We start from the raw sequence: 19,569 nt of genomic DNA, 5'->3' as shown, positions 1-19,569 counted from the left end.
AGACGGCGTTTGGGCAGCAAGCAAACGCCAGCGGGGGCCCGCGGCCTGCAAAACTCGTGGCGACTTCCGCTACGATCAAATCCGTCACTTAGACGATCGATTCCATCGTCACCGTTCCTGTTCCGTGGTTCGGGGACCGTCCAATCCTGCCGGCCCCAGATTGGCCACCAGGCAATGCAGGGCACCGTCAAGCTCGATGACGCGGGTGCAGTCGATGAATGCGATTTCCCAATCCGGCAAGAGTGTTTGATAGGTCTGCCGGACCTCGGCTTCCAGGCGTTCGTGCCCGGTATACGAGGGAACCAACAAGGTTCCGTTGCCGAAGACGACATTGGTGTAGGTCCGGAAGTGGTCATCGGTTCGCGGCGGCATGGGCACGCGATGCACACGCAGCCTTTGCCCGTCATGAACGACTTCGGCAAGCTGCTTGGCGACTTCGTCGAGCACGTCGGCATTGGGATCCCCGGCATCGGAATACTGTCCGACGACGACCGTGTCGGGGGCCACAAACGTCAGAAACATGTCGACGTGCGCGGTCGGTTCGCTTTCCAACGATGGGACGACTACCAATTCCGTTGCGCCGGTGATCCGCTTCAGTTCATCCGTGATCGCCTGGGCCGAAAATCCATACTCGGCATTTTTTTGCAGCATCGCCTGGGACGTGATCGTCAACCCGCGACCATTTGATGCGAGCATGCCGCCCTCGACGCGCAGCGGCGTGCGGCTGATCAGCGTGGTTGCCAGATTCACGATGCGTTCGGGCAGTGAATCACAGATCGGTCGGAAATCGGTGTTGCGCCGAGTCAATTGCGAATCGAACCAAATCGATTGGCCGCTTGGAGAGCGGGAAGCAATCGGTCCGCAATCACGAAACCAAGGGACCTCGGTTTCCAGCATCCGAAAGTCCACACGGTTCAGGTCGACCCCCGCCTCGGCCAGCGACCGCCCGGCTCGTTTGAGCGAATCCGGGTTGTCGGCAACAATGACCAAATCGGCGTGTTCGCACAGATGTTTGGCGATGCGGGTTACGATCCGTTCGGTCCAATCGAAGGAGCACCAGGCGAGCGCAAAACTCGCCTGACGCTCAAATTCCCCGGCCATCGTTCCGTGCAGCAGTCGATCGGCGGCGACGAGTTCACTGCGGAGATCGACCAGGGGCCGCCACTGGAGAGCAGGACGCCCATCCGAGACCTCAGGTTGATCGTCGTGCACTGCCTTCGCTGCGATCGCTCCGGTGCACGCTCGGATCTGCAGCAAGGCGTCTTCGTACCGATAGCGATGCGCCTGGCGTTTCGCCAGATTCTGAGTCTTCGCCAACAGCGACTCGAGATCGATTTGAATCTGGTCACTGACGCGTTGTGCCAATGCGTGATCACCATCGACGAGCAGCAGCAAACAGAGTTCGGCGCGAAAATCGACCAGCATTTCGTGCTCGATGGTCAGCGATTTGGATTCGGACCAGGGTGAGAGAAACTCGATCGCCTTGCGTAAGTAGTCCTTGCCATCGATGCCTCCTGCCTGTGTGGCATAGCACAGGTTTCGCAATGCAATCGCGGCGAGTCGCCGACTGTCGGATTGTCCGACCAGACTCGTAAAGCTCTCTTGAAAATCGGCGGTGCCACGCTCCCAGTCTCCCAACGATACATGGACGCACCCACGCATATTGAGCACCCTGGACCGAAGCTTCGGATCGCGGGCGATCGACGGCGCTGCGATCGATCGGTTCAACGCGTCGATGGCCTGCGCTCCATCGCCTTGCAAGAACCGTGTTTGCCCGAGCCGGAACAGGACGTTTGCGACCTGATCGCTTTTTCTGTAATGTTGATTCTCTACGTACTGGGAATAGGTCTCGCCGGAGGTGGAGAGAAACGTCTGGGCGAACGTCGGATCGGATTCGTTGCCATATGCCCGAGCCAGGTCCGTCAAAACGGCCTCCTGCGATGCCATCACCTCTTCGAGCGAGCGTCTCGCGAAGGCATCCGCTGCCGTCAGACTCAGTTCCAGCGCTTCGACGTGTGCGTCCGTGTCCGTTTTCTCTGACGCGGTAGCTGGAATGGAGTTTTCCGATTGGTCCGATCGGTTGCTCACGCCTCTGGCAAATCCCACCGCCAGGGCACCTAAGAAAATCGCAAGACCGACTGAAGACCATCGTTTCACGAATCCAACCCCACCCATGACCACTCGAATGTTTCGAAGATTGCTTTGAAAACCAAGATGGCCATCACAGTAAGTTTCATCTGATTCGTTGTTAAACCATCCCGACCCGGTTTCGGTTTCGGTGGAAATCAAGGGGGGCAAAAAGATTGGGCAAAAGCCTGTCGCGCCCACATTATCGCGATGCCCTCGTTCTGCAACCAATCTTTTGGGGACGCCCTTGTCCGCATTTCCGGGGAGACCGGTGGAGTGACGCCGGGCTTCGGTTTCGATTATGCTGGGGGTTCAATCGGGACGTCCCGGTCGAGCCGAGCGGTTCGCTAAAGTCGTCCGATTCCCACCCCACTCGCTCTCTCGAGACATCGACGATGACCCGCACATCGTTTTTGACCATGCTGTTGATCTGCATGAGCCCTTGGGTTTCATGCGCCCGGTTGTTTTCGGCCGATGCAGCACCGTCGACGGACTTGACCTACGAACAACACATCCGCCCGATTTTTCGCGCCCACTGCTTCGACTGCCACGGGGCCACCGCGGAACTCGAAGGCGGCTTGGACCTGCGCCTGGTTCGGCTGATGAAAGACGGGGGGGACAGCGGTACGGCGATCGTGCCCGGCCAACCCGAGGAAAGCTTGGTGTTTGAGCGCGTCCTGTCGGGCGAAATGCCTCCGGGCGACCACAACGTCCCCGATGATCAGGCGGAGATCCTGCGGCGGTGGATCGCCGCAGGTGCCCCGACGGCACGCCCGGAACCCGATTCGATCGCCCCCGGATTGGGGATCACCCCCGAAGAACGCGCCTATTGGGCCTACCAACCGATCGCACCCGAGAGCGTCGCGACGATGACCGATCATTCCGGGGGCGCCAACCCGATCGATGCGATCGTTTTGCAATCGATGGCGGGACACGAAAGCGCTTTCGAACCCCAGGCGGACCGCACCACGCTGGTCATCCGCGCCTTTTTCGATTTGATCGGACTGCCCCCTTCGGCCGATCAAGTGCAACGCTGGCGTGAGGATCCGCGTGATGATTGGTACGACCACTTGCTGACCGAATTGCTCGATTCCCCGCACTACGGCGAACGCTGGGCGAGGCACTGGTTGGACGTCGCGGGCTACGCCGATTCCGAAGGCTACACCGTCGCCGACCAAGAACGTGCGTGGGCATGGAAGTACCGCGACTGGGTCATTCGAGCGTTCAACGATGACAAACCCTTTGACCGATTCATCATCGAGCAGTTGGCCGGTGACGAACTGGCGGGGGAGCGTGACGGCGATCTGACGGACGAACAAATCGAACTGCTGACCGCAACCGGATTTCTAAGGATGGCCGCCGACGGAACCGGCAACGGAGCCAACAACGACGAAGCACGCAACCAAGTGATGATCGACACGATCAAAATCGTGGGAACATCGCTGATGGGCACCAGTTTTCACTGCGCCCAGTGCCATGACCATCGCTACGATCCGATCCTGCAAACCGACTACTACGCGCTGCGTGCGGTGTTCGAACCCGCGCTCGATTGGAAAGCCTGGAAGACGCCCAACGCGCGATTGATCTCCCTGTACACCGCAGCCGACCGCGAACAAGCCGCCCAGGTGGAAGCCGAGGCCAAGACGGTCGAGCAGGAGAGGAAACAGCGACAAGATGAGTACATGAAGCAGGCGCTCGACAAAGAGTTGCTCAACTTCGATGAACCGCTGCGAACCTCGCTGCGCAAGGCCTACGAAACTCCCGCAAAACAGCGAACCGAAGAGCAAAAGAAACTGCTGGCGGCCAACCCCAGCGTCAACATCACACCGGGCAATCTGTACCAGTACATTCCCGAATCGAAGACACAATTGGCCGAGATCAGCAAACGGATCGCCGAGGTGCGTGCCAAGAAGCCGGCCGAACAGTTCGTGCGTGCGCTCGTCGAACCGGCCGGACACGTCCCGGAAACAAAATTGTTTCATCGTGGCGACCCGGGCCAACCGAAGCAAACCGTCGCACCGGCCGCACCACAAGTCGCCTCCCCCGAAGGGCATCACGTGGTGTTTCCGATCGATGACCCCACGCTGCCATCAACGGGACGTCGACTGGCCTTTGCCCGCTGGTTGACCGATCGCGACAACCCGTTGCTGGCCCGCGTGATTGTCAATCGCATCTGGATGCATCACTTCGGCAAAGGGCTGGTGGCCACACCTGGCGAGTTCGGCAAACTCGGTGCGACGCCATCCGACCCACAATTACTCGATTGGCTGGCGGCCGAGTTCATCGACCAGCGGTGGAGTCTGAAACGTCTGCACCGCACGATCCTGTCGTCGGCGTTGTGGCGGCAACGCGTGGTTCCGACATCCCCGAATCCATACGCCAGAACCTTGCGACGGTTGGAAGCGGAAACGATTCGCGATCGCATGTTGGCCGCATCGGGTTCGCTGGATCGCCAGCTGTTCGGGCCGCCGGTCAAGATCAAGGAAGACGAAACGGGCCAAGTCGTCGTCGACGGGCCACAGTCCCGGCGCAGTCTGTACATCCAGAATCGCCGCAGCCGTCCCGTCGCACTGCTGCAGACGTTTGACGCACCGGTGATGGAAACCAATTGCGAAAACAGAGTCCATTCGACAGTGGCGACGCAATCGTTGATGCTGCTGAACGGACAATTCATTCTTGACCAATCCGCCAAGTTGGCCGACCGCGCGGCCCGCGAGGCTCGACCGGTCCCCAACGAACAACTCGCATCGCTACCCGAGCTGCCCGATCCCAAACCCAGCCGCTGGCAGTATGGTTTTGGTCGTTTCGACGAAGACGCCGGCCGGACCGAATTCACCGCGTTTCCGCACTTCACCGGCACACACTACAGCGGCGGAGAAAAACTGCCCGACGCCGACCTGGGTTGGGTGCATGTGAACGCCGCCGGTGGACACCCCGATGGCGCCGATCGCTCCGTGATTCGTCGTTGGGTGGCGCCGCACGATGGTGTCGTTTCGATCAGCGGAAAACTGCATCATCCGGCAAAGAATGGCGACGGGGTGCGGGGACGCATCGTGACAAATCGGTCGGGGGTGGTCGGCCAGTGGGTCGCGCACAACGGCGGTGCCGAGACGAAGCTGGATTCAATCGACGTTCGATCCGGCGACACGATCGACATGATCACCGACTGTCGCACCAACCACAGTTCGGACTCCTTCACTTGGCCGGTGACGATCACGTTGACCGCACCAGACGGATCGGAGGCGACGTTCACTTCACAAACCGAGTTTGCCGGCCCCGCGGTCTCCGCCGATGCAGTCCCCGGTCAGATCGCTCGAGCTTGGGAACTCGCCTACAACCGGCCACCCAGCAATCATGAATTGACGATGGCCATCGAATTCATTGCCGATCAGATCCGGACGATGGATTCGATGCCGGAGGCCGTTCCGCCGGGACGAACAAGTGTTTCCCAGGCGATGACCAACCTGTGTCAATCGCTCCTCAGTTCCAACGAGTTCTTGTATGTGGAATGAAGCCGTCACACGCCGCTGTTTCTTAAATCGCCAGGCCTTGGGGATCGGGTCAGTCGCGCTGACCTGGTTGCTGCAGCAAGAACAGGCGGCGGCGAAACCGAAGAACGTTCCCAAAGAACCGCTGTCGTTCGACTTGGATCTCAAGACGACGCACCATCCGCCCAAGGCCAAGGCGATGATCTCGCTGTTCCAGCACGGCGGCCCCTCGCACATGGACTTGACCGATCCCAAACCGGAGCTGACCAAGTACGACGGCACGCAGTACGATGGCGAAGTCGGATTCAGTTTCGTCAACGAAGCCAGCAAGAAACTGATGGGCACCCGCTGGAAGTTCGCCAAACACGGCCAGTGCGGGACGGCGCTTTCCGAGTTGTTGCCCGAAACGGCAAAAATTGTCGACGACATCTGCTTGATCCGCAGCATGCACACCGGCGCGAACGGGCATGAAGTGTCGATCCGCTACTTCCACGGCGGAATCCCCGGCGTCACCGGGCGAGCCCACATGGCGTCGTGGTTGTTGTATGGGCTGGGCAGCGAAACACAGGAGTTGCCCGCATACATGGTGCTGACTGATCCGGGCGGGCATCCCGTCGACGGCACCCACAATTGGTCCAGCGGCTTCATGCCCGCACTGTATCAAGGCACGGTGCTGCGTCCCAAGGAGCCGCGGATTTTAAATTTGGATGCGCCGGCCCATCTGCAGGGCGTTCCGCAACGGCAGAACTTGGATTTCCTGCAAGCACTCAATCGCAACCATGCCCGGCGGTTCCCCGGCGCCGGTGACTTGGAAGCCCGGATCGCCAGCTATGAATTGGCCGCCCGGATGCAAACGGCGGCGGCCGAAGCGTTGGACATCGCCAAAGAAACCAAGGCGACGCACGAGTTATACGGAATCAACGACGATGCAACGAGAGAATACGGAACGCGTTGCTTGATCGCGCGGCGGCTGGTCGAACGTGGCGTTCGGTTCGTGCAGTTATTCCTCAACGGCCAGCCCTGGGACAACCACAGCAACTTGGGGACGGCATTGCCGGCGATTTGCCGCAAGACCGACAAGCCCTCGGCCGCCTTGGTCCAGGACCTCAAACAACGTGGCATGTTGGACGACGTGATGGTGCATTGGGGTGGCGAGATCGGTCGGCTGCCGGTGACACAAAATCAGGGTGCTCCGGAGAAGGACGGCCGCGACCACAACGGTCAAGGGTTCAGCATGTGGTTAGCCGGCGGTGGCATCAAACCGGGGATGACGTTCGGTGCGACCGACGATTTCGGCCACCGCGTGATCGAAAACAAGGTCACGCCGAACGATTACCAGGCGACGTTGTTGCACCAATTCGGATTGGACTGGAACGATCTGGTCTTTCACCACAACGGCCGCCAAGAAATCTTGACCGCCGGTCGCCCGGCCCGCGTCGTCAACGAAATCCTGGCGTGATCCCTTCGGCACGACACCCTTGTCGCCGAGAATGAAGCCCACCGATAGCAGCGCGGCCCCACGGATGTGGTTGTGGACATCAAGTTTAGCCATCGCACCACCTCCAGCGGCCATCCGTTATGAAGGGCAGCGTGGGGTCATGGCGGATCGAGATCGCCGTATGCTGCTCCGCGTTCCTCTTGAAACCCGACGTTGTACATTGACGATCAACGATGCCATTCGATTCCTGGTGACATCTCGGCTGATCGGCTCGATGGTGTTTTTCACGCCGTTGTGGGCCCATCACTTGGTCTATTGCGGCTTGAAGCCCGACCGAGTCAGCAGGGGATCGAAAAGCGGTGTCGATCGCTTTGGACTCGTGGGCCTCGGGGCGCTCTTCGTGTATCTCGCGATCGCGAATACGATGCAGCTCCAGCACCGAGACTTCTATCGCCCGTTTCCCAAATGTGACCAATTGGCATATCGGAATGTCACTTCCGCGTTGGTAGGCCGTGGCAAATGAAGCACAATGCATGTTTCGCGGGTCGATCGCTTCCTTTCGGGCCCAGGAACTTCGCCGATCTCGCGGAATCCACACCGGGGCACAGGGTATAATCGTGACCCGTGACCGTTGATTCGAGTGGCGTCCCGCCCAGCGGGGCGGGAAAGTGTAGAACCGTTGTCCCCAACTGTTCTCCCGTGACCGCGTAGCGGGCACCCGCCGGAGCACCGTCAGCCGCACCCAGCGGGGCGGGAAAGTGTAGAACCGTTGTCCCAACTGTTCTCCCCTGGCCGCGTAGCGGCACCCGCCGGAGCACCGTCAGCCGCGCCCAGCGGGGCGGGAAAGTGTAGAACCGTTGTCCCCAACTGTTCTCCCCTGACCGCGTAGCGGGCACCCGCCAGAGCACCGAACCAATCGTCCCCAACCCATCACCTCCAGCCCACCCGCCCGAGCCCCCCATGCGGATTTTGGATTTCGTCAAACCGAAGGAACTGTCGCGCGTCGCGCGGCTGCAAATCCTGGCGCGGGAAATCGTCGAAGGCTACTGTAGTGGACGGCACCGATCCCCCCATAAAGGGTTCAGCGTCGAATTCAAGGAACACCGCCAATATGTCCAAGGCGACGAGCTGAAGAATATTGACTGGAAGGTGTTCGGCAAGAGCGATCGCTTGTACATCCGCCAATACGAAGAAGAAACGAATCTGCGCTGCCATCTGCTGGTCGACCAGAGCGGTTCGATGGCGTACAAGGGCACCCGCAGCTTTGAGGGATTGTCCAAGCACGAGTATGCGACTCGGCTGGCCGCCGCGTTCGCCTACTTCATGCTCGGCCAGCAAGATCCCGTCGGCTTGGTGACCTTCGACAACGACCTCCGCCAACAGGTCCCACTGCGAAGCCGCCCGTCACACTTGCAACCGATCTTGTCGGCGCTGGTCGCCGAACAATCACGCCGCGAGACGGACTTGGGGGGCGTGTTTCGCAAGATCGTTCCCAAAGTCGGACGACGCGGATTGATCGTGATCCTTTCCGATTCGATGGGTGACGCCGAATCGATCTCTCGGTCGCTGGCACAGTTCCGAGCCAACAAGCACGAGATCATCTTTTTCCAGATCCTGGATCCCGACGAAGTCGAGTTTCCGTTTTCGGGGCGAATCCAATTCCGCGACTTGGAATCCGCGATCGACGAGCAGACCGTCGATGCCGCATCGATTCGCGATGCGTACCAACATCGTTTGACCGAGCACAACGAAGCCTTGCGCGAAGCCAGCCGACGCAGCCGCGTGGATTTGATTCCGATCACCACCGACCAGCCCTTCGTCGATGTCTTGCACGAGTATGTGGCGGCCAGGAGACGGACGATTCGATGAGTCTTCTCAATGCCGCGTTGGCGTTCGGTGCGCTGGCGTTCACGATCCCGCTGGTCATCCATCTGTTCTTCCGCAGCCGATTCAAGACGGTTGACTGGGGCGCGATGTACTTGTTGGAAAGTGTGGTGCGGGTCAATCGGCGGCGGATGCAAGTGACCAATTTGTTGCTGTTGCTGCTGCGATGTGCGATCCCGGTGCTGCTGGCGTTCTGTCTGGCCCGGCCGGTTTGGACGGGGCTTCGCGCCCTGGCCGGTGATGCCCCGAAAACGTTGGTCATCGCGATCGACGATTCGCGCAGCATGTCGGCAACGCCGCCGGGCGAACCGTCGCGAATCGAGATCGCCAAGCAGGAGATTCGCACGGTGCTGGGCGATCTGACGCGGCGTGACGAAGTGATGCTGGTTCGCAGTTCGCGCTTGGGGGCCGTCGCTTCCAAGATGGGCGTTTCGGATGCGTTGGCCAAGCTTCGCAAGATTGATTCCCAGGGCAACGCCGTCTCGATCGGCCAACTGATCGATGCGGCCATCGTCGCGTCCGAAGAGGGATCGTATCCCCGGCGTCAGATTCTGGTCGTGTCGGACTTTCAATCCGGCGCCGTCGACACCGCGACGTTGGAAGCCGCCCGTCGGATCGCCGAAACCAATCGGATGGCGGCGGAAACCGAGGGCGGAACGCGGCTGGTCATCGACCTGTTGGACGTGGGTTCCCGCTGGGACGATCTGGCCAACGTCTCGGTCGATGCGGTCTCGATCGATTCTCCGGTCGTCGTCAGCGGGCGATCGGGCGTGTACACGGCAACGCTGCGGAATTCGTCCGACCTTCCCGCCAACGACTTGCGGCTGATCTGGTCGATCGACGGAAAACCGCTGGAACCCCGCGTGGTCTCGATCGATGCGAAATCAACGTCGACCAATCGGCTGACACACACCATCGACCGAGCCGGGATCCACGAAGTCGCTGCGACGATCGATCGGGGTGACGTGCTGGTCGACGACAATACCCGACGTGTCGCGGTGGAGGTGATCGATGAAGTCAACGTGTTGTTGGTCGAAGGCGGTCCCAGCAAGGAGCCGCTCGGTGGCCAAGCCGACTTTCTGGCGATCGCGCTCAGCCCGTTTGCCTTCGGCGGCGATGATCGCCCCGATCCGGTTCGCGCCGCCGTCGTGTCACCCAAACAGTTGGACTCTGCCTTTGCCGAACACCAACCTCGCGTCGTCATCCTCTGCGGCGTCGGAAAACTTCCCGATGCCGCCAGGCAACGACTCGCCACCTTCGTCGACCAGGGTGGCGCGTTGGTGGTTTTTGACGGGCGAAACGTGCGTCCTGACCTCTACAATCAACTCTGGCGGGGCGACGATGCCGAGTTGACCTTTCCGGCGACGCTGGGCGAGATTGTCGGCCAAGTCGACGTCGACTCCGCTGCCCCCGAGCAATCCTTCGCGATCGACCAGCCCACGACGCTCTACCAGCCCTGGAAAATCCTATCGCGGGGCGACACCAACCCGTTTTCCGGCGTCGACTTGTTCGCCTACCGCTCGCTGGGGATCGACCAGGCGGATCAGCGAGATTCGACCCGTCGCATCGTTTTGCTCCGCACCACCGATGGAGCCCCGTTGGCGGTGATGGATGCCGTCGGCGAAGGCACAGTCGTGCAGTTTGCGGTTTCTGCGGGCGCGGCCTGGACCAATCTGCCGCTGCGTCCCGTGTTTCTGCCACTGGTCCAACAACTGGTTCTGGACTTGGCCGGCAAACGGAGTGACGCGATGATCCAAGTCGGGCAACCGATCGTGATCGCTGAACAGGACTGGCCGGTTTTGAACGTCGACCCGACATCGCAAACTCGCACCGCGTACTCCGCCCGCACGCCGAGTGGGCAATTCGAGATTCAGCCGCCCACCGCCGGCGATCCGATCCGGCTGACCGCGACCTATGCACCCGGTGTATACACGATTCAAAAACGCGTGACCGACCTGCAAGATCCAGACAAAGTTGCCGTCGCCGAAATCATGCGAATCGCCACCGTGGACGCTTCGGAATCGCTGTTGGTCGACGTGAGTGAAGAACGCCAGCAGGCATTGGCAACGATTTTGAACGCGGGTGTTTTCGAGTCGGCTGCCGTGTTGCAAGACGCCGACCGTTCGCGTTCGTTCGGACGCGAGCTCTGGCGCGTGATCTTGGTCGTCCTGTTGGTGGCTTTAATCGCCGAGCTGTGGTTGCAGCAGAACCTGCTCGCGCGGCGAAGAATCACGGGAGGCACACCATGATGGTTTCAGGCCTTGCCGCTTCCACACTGCTTGCATCGATCCGTTTTGCCGGCGATCTGCCCGCCCCGCTGGTTGCCGTGTTGGCGTTGGTCGCCGTCGTCGCCGTGGTTGTGCTTTACGCGCGAGAAACACGCTCGATCCGGCCACCGTACCAGTACCTGTTGCCGGCCCTGCGCGGGACGGCGGTCGCGCTGGTCGTGTTCATTTTGGCGGGGCCGGTTTGGCATCGGCGACAAGTCATCGGCACACTCGGGCGAGTGGTGTTTGCGGTCGACACCTCACGCAGCATGTCGCTCACCGACAGCCAATCGAATTCCGCCGCCGACAATCGGCTGCAACGTGTTTCGGCGGCCCTGTTGGGCGACGCGACCGAACCGGGCTGGCTGGAACAGATCCACAAGACTCATGCGATCGATATCATCGCGTTCAGTGATTCCGATCCCATTTCGATCTGGTCGTCCGATGACCCGTCCGAATTGCCCACGGCATTGGACTGGTCGGCCGACGGACCGGCAACCAATCTTTCGCGTCCGCTTCAATCGATTCTGTCGACGATCAATTTGGATGCCGCCGTCGATGACGTAAGCCGGTCGACCTCCGGCGACGACGTCGATTCGGTCCGCCGCGCCGCGATCGTGCTGATGACCGATGGACGCGACACCGACACCGCAAAACGATTGGAACGGCCCGCACCTTCGGTCGCAAAACAACTCGCCGGCGGCGGGACCACGGTCAATACACTCGGATTCGGTTCGGTCGACGAACCACCGGACGTCGGCATCGTCGAAGTCATCCGCCCCGAAACCGTCGCTGCCGAAGGCAAGCTGGCCGGCCAGGTCGTCGTGAAACAGTTCGGCCGACAAGGCGAACCGGTGCTGGTCCGAATCGAATCCGACGGCCAGACCGTGTGGCAACAACAGATCCGCATCACGGACACGCCTCGGCAATCGGTGCCCTTCGAAATTGATGTCGTTGAACTGGTTGGTCGATTGCGTGCTCGTTCCCCACGCGGCATCAACCGAACCAACGAAGTGTTGCGTTTGGTCGCCAAGGTGGAATCCAGCGGCCCGGATTATTCGGCCGACAATAACCTGTCGCACTTTCGCGTGGCCGCATCGACGCGTAATCGTCGGCTGTTGATCGTCGACGGATCCAGCCGCTGGGAAACCCGCTATCTGAAGAACCTGTTCGTGCGTGACCCCGCCTGGCAGACCGACGTGGTCTTGTTCGGCCCCGGGACGTCCACTCCGAAGTTGCCGCGGGGCGATTCGCCGGGGCAATTTCCCGACTCCGCCGAGGCGATGGCGCAGTACGATGCGATTCTGTTGGGCGAAATCGATTCGCCTCAATTCACCACCGCCGACCGCGGGCTTGTGTCACGATTCGTCGCCGCCGGCGGCGGTTTGGTGATCATCGACGGGCGATTCGGGAAACTGCGCCCGCTGGCGGCCACCGAGTTCGGCGAATTGATGCCGGTGCGTTATCGGGGCAGCGGCCCACCGCCGATGCCCGACCGGTTGCAAGCGACCCCCGCGGGGCTGGAACAACCGGCACTCGGCTTGATCGACCAAACCGACCAATTGGATGCGTTCTGGCGCTCGTTGCCCTCGCCCACTTGGACCGCGAACGTTGAATTGAGCGAAGGCGCCGAGGCCTGGGGCGAAGCGGTCTTGGACAACGGCACCCGCATGCCTTGGCTGGCGACACGCATGTACGGGGCGGGGCGGGTGTTTTATTTCGCATCCGATCAAACCTGGCGATGGCGGTACAAGGTGGCCGACCGGTTCCACGCGCGGTTTTGGAATCAGTTGGTCGTCGCGGCGATGGAGCCGCCGTTTTCGGCCAGCGACCAATACGTTTCGATCGGAACCGACAAGGTCGAATACCGCGACGGCGAATCGGTGTCCGTCCGCGCCCGGTTGCGTGACGTTCGCGGCAACCCCGTCGTCGACGCCACCGTCGATGCCCTGGTCATGCACGACGGCAATGTCGTCGCCACGGTTCCGCTGGGCGTCGATAATCCCAGTCGCGGCACCTATGCCGGCGACGTCCCGCCGCTGCCCGGCGGCGAGTACTCGATCCGAATTCGCGCCAGCGGATTCGACGAATCGGCGCTGTTGGCGTCGACGCCGATTTGGGTCACCGAAGGTGACAATGCCGAAATGCAACGGATGAGTTTGGACGAAGACTCGCTGCGCCAAATCGCATCGGCCGGCGAAGGCACCTATATCCATGAATCCGATGCCGGTCGCATGTTGGAACTGCTGAAACCGCTTTCCAGCGGAACGGTCATCGAAACCGACACGGTGCTGTGGCAGTCTTACCTCTGGTTTTGGTTGATCATCGCGCTGCTGACCATCGAATGGTGGTGTCGCAAGCGATCCGGATTGGTCTAACGGACAGGAATCAACGGACAGGAATCAAACGATGGCAACGGCAAGTGAACACCCGATGGCCCGAACCGGTCTGGACCCGATCACCCGACGCACGCTGGCCGCATTCCGGCGTCGCCGCGGGATGCTGTTGGTGGCCCGTGCGATCGGTGTCGCCTTATTGACATTCATTTCGCTGGCACTGCTTCTGGCGACCTTCGACTACCTGTTCTTCTTTAGTGACACGATCCGCTGGATGCTCAGCATCGGCATCTACGTCGCGACGGCGGCCGCGATGTGGTTGTCGGGTTTGGCGGCGTTGGCCAAACGAGACGAACTGGAAATCGCCCGCCATGTCGAAAGCGTTGCGCCCCACTTGCGCGAAAATCTGGTTGCGGCGGTCGAGCTGGCCGATCCGGGCGGCAGCAACGGGTCGCCCTACTTTCGTCGACTGCTGCAAAGCCGCGTGGCTCGGCGGATCGCCAAGGTCGACGTGGGCGAAGTCCTGCCGCTCCGTCTGGTCCGCCGTTGGGTGCTCAGCGGAACCACGGTGGCGCTGCTTTGCATCGCATTGATGTTTATCCCGTCGGCTCAATTCGGTCGCCGATTCGCACGCGCCGCCCTGCCTGGGATCGCGATCGAACGGGCCTCGCGGACCAAGGTCACGATTTTGGAACCCTCGCCCCCGTCCCGCTATGTCGCCGAGCGTGACGCGGTGGGGGTGATCGTCCGCGTCCAGGGCGCCGAAGAGGATGACGTGATGCTGCATTGGCAGAGCGCCGATGGGACGTCCGGCGAATCGATCATGACCCCGCGGATGGACGCCGCTGCATTCCGCCCCGGAGCAGATTCGCAACAAGTTCGTGATTCAGATGCGGTCGACGAGCCCGCAGTCCAGACTGCTCCCGGAATGCGGTTCGCAGCCAACCTGTCCGTCGGTTCGGTCCCGATCCAATACCGGATCACCGCCGGAGATGCGATCACGCTGTGGCACGAACTGACACCGCTGCCACGCCCCCACGTCGTGCGCTACGAAAAACACTATCGGCTGCCGACCTATGCCAAATTGGACGATCGCAGCGCGGATGAAGAACACGGCGACCTGAAAGCGTTACAGGGAACGACCGCCGAAGTGATCGTGACGTTTGACCAAAGCGTCGAAAACCCGGTCGTCCGATTCGGCGTCCGCGGGTCACGCAGCGAGATGGAACCGGTTGACGAGTCGGGGACGAAGTTCTTGACCCGAATCTCCATCAAAACCTCCGGCCAATACCAAGTCGATGCGACCAGCGTCCGCAGCGGATTGGACAACCCGTTCAGCCCGACCAACATGATCACGCCGGTCTTGGACACGCCGCCGATCGTCCGCTGGGACGATGACACCAAACCCAGCCAACTGGTTTCGTCTCTGGACGTGATCGAACTGTCCGCCTCGGCGGCCGACGATTTGCCGCTCGAGCGTGTATTGCAAGAGGTCCAGGTCAACGGCGGACGGTTCGATTCGTATCCGCTGACGATCGAGATTCCCGATCGCAAACTGGACCTGAACTGGTCGTGGGACATGTTGCATCGATTGGGCGAATCATCGCAAACGCCGCAACTGGCTGCCGGGGATTTGGTCAAAACCCGACTGGTCGCCATCGACCGCCGCGGCGCCCGAACCGAATCGCCGGTGATCGAGTTTCTGATCGCCGGCGACGGTTTCGATGCCGGTCGCCACCAATTCCTTGCCCCCTTCGCCGGGCAGGTTGAACGCATCATGAAGTGGTCCCTGCAATCGGAGGAACTCGCCAACGAGCTCAAGGAAATCGCCGACTCGGGCGACTTCCAAGCGATGCCGGAGATCGCCGAGCGGTGGAAAACGATGCAGCAGGATTCGGTCGCACTGATCAAAAGCTTGACCGGAACGCTCGCCGCCACCCAAAACACCGCCAGCGCTTCGAACACCGAGCTTGTCGGCCGAGCAATCTTGGACGTCGAAACGCGATTGGACGGCCAGATCAAACAGTTGCAATGGCTGGGCGAACCTCACGACGATCTCTGGAGCGAGACGCACAAAAAACATCTCGAATCGATCGGCCGTGACGCGAAACAAACGGCCTATCAATCCGATCGGCTGAGAGAATTTACCCAGGCACGGTTCGGACTCGCACTCACCGCGTCACTTTATTCCGACGTCAGTATGTTGCGCGACGGCGTGATCAGACTGGTCGACGATCTGCCGCGACAGCGTTTGCCCCGCTACCTGACCCTGGTCGCCGGCCAACTGGCAGAAATCGATCGGCTGATCGAGCAATATGAATCATTGCTGACCCCGCAACACGCCCAACATCTCGCCGGTGACCATTGGTCGCGTTGGTCCCAGCGTTGGCGGATTCAAATCGAAACATTGCTGGAGGACCAGGCAAGCCGCGACCAAGTTTATGCGGTTCTGCAATCGCTCCGTAAAGAAGTCCGAGAAAAACCGCAACATGTGGTCTATTCCGGCACACACGATGCCGCATTGAGATGGGGCCGCGATCTCCGCAAGGAAATGCGTTACCTGGCGGATCTGACACGTGAGTTGGCCGACGCCGGGCGGGCTTGGAAATCCGCCCAAGCCGCGGCCGAACGCGATCGCGATGCCGACGAAGCGATCAAAAGCGGTTTGGACGTCCAGTGGAATCAACTCCGCTGGCAGACACGGCGAAACCGTTTGATCGTACGTTCGGCCGGGCAAGAGAGACTCAATCGGGCCAAATCAAAGGTCGATCTGCACTACGCTGCCGATCAAAACCTGTTCGTGCGTGCGATCAAAAATGTGACCGAAAACGGCTACCAGGACTACGATCAAGAACCGGCCGACCGAGTGCTCAATTCCATCGCCGGCGCGATCGGCGTCTTGCAGGCGACCAGCGACATCGCTGCGGCCCGCGAAGACTGGTTGTCGATCCGCCAGGGCGAAGGACAAAGCGATTCATCCCCGCTGCGAAAGATCTACCATCCCGTCTGGCTCAAATTCCAGGACGTCCGCATCGAATTGGGCATCCGCTATCTGCGCCAATCCAACGTCGATTCGAAAGCTGCACTCGGACGCATCGACGCGACGCGGCAAAACGACGATCACAACCAAGCCAATGCCCGCATCGATCCCCGGCGTTGGAGCCTGGACGATTTCCTGTCCGCCGAGAAACCGTTGCAATCGCTCGCGCGTGACCTGCAACTCGGACTGGATGATTTGGCCGAACACCGTGACCAGGCGCGCGATGTCTTGCGGCGCTACGTGTTGACACTCGCCCAGCAAGCCCGCCAAGCCGCCGAAAAAGCCGAACAAGCCAAACAGGCCACCGACGCCCGAGAGGATGCCAGCGAGGAATCGGCCCAAGAGGTTCGCCCCGAACAAGACGAAGCGATCGCGAAATCGACCGAAACCATCGGGGCGCTGATCGATCAAGCCAACACCACCGACATTGTCAACGACGAACAGCGCGAGGTGGCACGCGATGCCGACGCCGCCGCCGAATTGATCGCCGAAGCCGTCCAGGAAACCAAGGAAGCCCTCAAGCGAGCCGAATCGGCAACCTCAACCCAACAGCGTGATGATGCTCTGGAGTCGGTCGAAGAAAAACTGGGCGAACTCTCCGATCGGCTGCAACAAACGGCCGAACACTTCGAGAAAATCGAACAAGGCCAAGATGTCTCCCAGTCCCGACAACAGCTGCGCCAGGCCGAAGCGGAACTCGACGCCGCCGAAGCGCTCAGCGAGCGATACGAAAACGCCGAACAAATGGCCGCCGCCGCGAAACAAGACCCGCGCGAATTGCTTCGACAGCTCGAAGAGGAGCTTCAACGCAATCAACCGATGCAAGAGGCGCTCAGCGACATCGCCGCCGAAACGGTCGACGAGGTCGCTGACAACCTCCGGCAAGCCGCCAAAGAAGAAGACACGCTGCAACGTCGTCTGGAATCCGAAGACAACGCGTTCGCCGAACAAAAGCGTCAAAAACAATTGATGCTGGACGAATTCGTCCAGCGGGCAAAAACGCTGCGTGACCGGACGTTGGCCACCGCGTCCAAAGCCGCCGGCTGGGCTGACGAACCCGAGACGCAGAAATCGATCGAAAAAATCCGCGAACAATTGAACGACTCCATCAATCGGGCCGAGCAAACCTCGCGTGGTCAACCGACCTTGAGCGAACTGCAATCGGCCACACGCCAAATGCAAGATGACGTCGCACAGGCCGCCCGGGCGAGCGAACAATCCGCCGCACAATTGGCCCAAGCCGTCGACAAAGACCTGCACGGTGACAAACAGCGGCGGAACACCACCGCCGAATCGATGCGGCGCAACGAAAACCAACTGCGAAACGATGAACTGCGTGCCCTCGATCAACAGCGAAAAAAATGGTCGTCCACCGAAAAAGACGCCGGTCGACGCGTCCGCAACGAAGAACAAAAGAAACGCAACGCTGAAAACGCGATCAAACGCGAGCAAGACAAGCTGAAAAAGAACTCGGACAACGATTGGCACCGACGCGAGATCGAAAAACAACAGGGCCTGCTCGAACAAGCCGACCGGGCGATCCAGCAGACCCGCAACACCAAAGATCTGGCGACCGAGCGTAGCAAGCAGGCCGTCAACCGCGCTAACGATCTCAATCAATCCAAGGCAACGCCGTTGGACAAGCCCAACCCGGCGGCCGAGTTGGGCCAGAAAGTCGCGCAAGACGCATCGGATCGGTTGAAAACAATCGCCGATGAATTGGCACAGCTCGCCCAGGATTCCGACATCGATTCCGACCTCCGCGCGAGCACCGAGTCCGCGCGCAACATCGCCGATCAACAGCAACGCGTCGAAGGTGACGTGCAAACCGCGGCCGACGACTTGGCACGCGCATCACGCCACGAAGCCCGCTTGCAGAACGATCAAGCCGCCCAGCAACTAGCCCAGGCATCAAAGCAAACCGAGCAGGTCGCCGGACAGGCGGCCAAACTGGCCGGCGAAGAACTGGGGCAATCGGTCGACGAAAACCAACGCTCCGCCGATGCCGCAAACGCCCTTCAACAGGCGGCCGAAAAAATTGCCGCCCAGGCCGAAGCGGTTCAGTCGCTGACCGGGCAATCCCAGCCGCCCGACGCACCGGCTGAATCGTCGCCAGGTCAACCCGAACCGCAAGACAGTTCGTCCGCCAATGAGTCATCCGCCGGTGAGCCATCCGCCAGTGAGCCATCCGCCAGTGAGCCATCCGCCAGTGCCGACGCGACGCAATCACCCGGCCAGTCGCCCGGCCAATCACCCAGTCCGTCCGCGGGGCAGCCGTCGGGGCAATCCGCCGGAGAAACCGCACCCGGAAATCAATCGGCCGCCGGTCAGCAACCATCCGGCTCCCGCCCCACGCCGCAGCAAATGGCGCAAACGCTCGACGACTTGGACCGTTCCTTAGCCGCCCAGGGATCGCCGTCGGGGCAACCGTCCGATTCACAACAAGCATCCGATCAACTCTCCCAGGGCAACCAGGGGCAACCATCCGACGACCAGTCCGGCAACCAACCCGGCGGCGAACCTTCCAGCGATCCTTCCGATCAGGGCAGACTCGGCTCGGGCCAGCCGCCTCAGAACGCGGTCGAAGCCTCACCGACCCTGGCCCAGATGTTGGAAGCCCAAATGCAACAAGCCGCGCGCGAACGTTTGAAGCGTTTGCAGCAGGCACAAGCCGGCGAGCAACCGGGGCAGCCGTCCGATTCCGATCCCTCGTCTCCCAATCCGATTTCCGAATCCGGTGAAGGCGAAATGCCGGACGGCCCCGACGACGTCGAATTGATCCAGGGTGCAATCGCCGACGGCGACTGGGGCGATCTCCGCCGCCGCGGCGTGGACGATGCGGCCCAAGGTCGATCGATTCAGGTCCCGCCGGGTTACTCGCGCGAGATCAAAGCCTACTTCAAAGCGCTCTCCAAACGAGCGGCGGAGTCGAAGTGATGCTTCTTAAAAAACGTGTTCCTGCCAGCCCGACGCGCGAGCGAGGGGCACC

General features: G+C 60.9%; 7 protein-coding genes. 6 read left to right on the top strand and 1 reads right to left on the bottom strand.

The window, feature by feature from the left end; all coding sequences use genetic code 11:
• Positions 1 to 108: 108 nt before the first annotated feature.
• Positions 109 to 2,088 (bottom strand): agmatine deiminase family protein, encoded by a 1,980-nt coding sequence (locus H1B37_RS34380; protein WP_182866996.1) that lies wholly within the window; start codon positions 2,086 to 2,088, stop codon positions 109 to 111.
• Positions 2,089 to 2,522: 434 nt separating this feature from the next.
• On the opposite strand from H1B37_RS34380, the gene H1B37_RS12525 reads away from it, so the two are divergent.
• The 6 genes from H1B37_RS12525 to H1B37_RS12500 all read left to right on the top strand — a co-directional run bounded on the left by H1B37_RS12525 (position 2,523) and on the right by H1B37_RS12500 (position 19,517).
• Positions 2,523 to 5,639, top strand: coding sequence for a PSD1 and planctomycete cytochrome C domain-containing protein (locus H1B37_RS12525; RefSeq protein WP_182866995.1), 3,117 nt, complete (start codon positions 2,523 to 2,525; stop codon positions 5,637 to 5,639).
• Positions 5,629 to 7,074: a DUF1501 domain-containing protein gene (locus H1B37_RS12520; protein WP_182866994.1), complete on the top strand. Its 1,446-nt coding sequence runs from the start codon at positions 5,629 to 5,631 to the stop codon at positions 7,072 to 7,074. The genes H1B37_RS12525 and H1B37_RS12520 overlap by 11 nt, the downstream gene beginning before the upstream one ends.
• Before the next feature lie 939 nt (positions 7,075 to 8,013).
• The gene (locus H1B37_RS12515) at positions 8,014 to 8,922 is read left to right on the top strand and encodes a DUF58 domain-containing protein (protein ID WP_182866993.1); all 909 of its coding nucleotides are present in this window, start codon (positions 8,014 to 8,016) and stop codon (positions 8,920 to 8,922) included.
• Entirely contained in the window at positions 8,919 to 11,186 is a 2,268-nt protein-coding gene (locus H1B37_RS12510) for a BatA domain-containing protein (RefSeq protein ID WP_182866992.1), read from the top strand. The genes H1B37_RS12515 and H1B37_RS12510 overlap by 4 nt, the downstream gene beginning before the upstream one ends.
• Complete coding sequence (locus H1B37_RS12505; RefSeq protein WP_182866991.1) at positions 11,183 to 13,582, top strand: hypothetical protein; 2,400 nt, start codon at positions 11,183 to 11,185, stop codon at positions 13,580 to 13,582. Before H1B37_RS12510 ends, H1B37_RS12505 begins: the two co-directional genes overlap by 4 nt.
• A 31-nt stretch (positions 13,583 to 13,613) precedes the next feature.
• Positions 13,614 to 19,517, top strand: coding sequence for a hypothetical protein (locus H1B37_RS12500; RefSeq protein ID WP_182866990.1), 5,904 nt, complete (start codon positions 13,614 to 13,616; stop codon positions 19,515 to 19,517).
• Positions 19,518 to 19,569 lie beyond the last annotated feature (52 nt).

It is taken from the genome of Stieleria mannarensis (assembly GCF_014154935.1).
In the GTDB taxonomy this organism is placed as follows: domain Bacteria; phylum Planctomycetota; class Planctomycetia; order Pirellulales; family Pirellulaceae; genus Stieleria; species Stieleria mannarensis.
The sequence above is the reverse complement of the archived record's forward strand: the minus strand, read 5'-3'. Positions and strand labels throughout refer to the sequence as shown.

Excerpts from the sequence above, each read along its gene's own strand:
- H1B37_RS12525 (WP_182866995.1), top strand. The coding sequence starts at position 2,523 with ATGACCCGCACATCGTTTTTGACCATGCTGTTGATCTGCATGAGCCCT.
- H1B37_RS12520 (WP_182866994.1), top strand. The coding sequence starts at position 5,629 with ATGTGGAATGAAGCCGTCACACGCCGCTGTTTCTTAAATCGCCAGGCC.
- H1B37_RS12515 (WP_182866993.1), top strand. The coding sequence starts at position 8,014 with ATGCGGATTTTGGATTTCGTCAAACCGAAGGAACTGTCGCGCGTCGCG.
- H1B37_RS12510 (WP_182866992.1), top strand. The coding sequence starts at position 8,919 with ATGAGTCTTCTCAATGCCGCGTTGGCGTTCGGTGCGCTGGCGTTCACG.
- H1B37_RS12505 (WP_182866991.1), top strand. The coding sequence starts at position 11,183 with ATGATGGTTTCAGGCCTTGCCGCTTCCACACTGCTTGCATCGATCCGT.
- H1B37_RS12500 (WP_182866990.1), top strand. The coding sequence starts at position 13,614 with ATGGCAACGGCAAGTGAACACCCGATGGCCCGAACCGGTCTGGACCCG.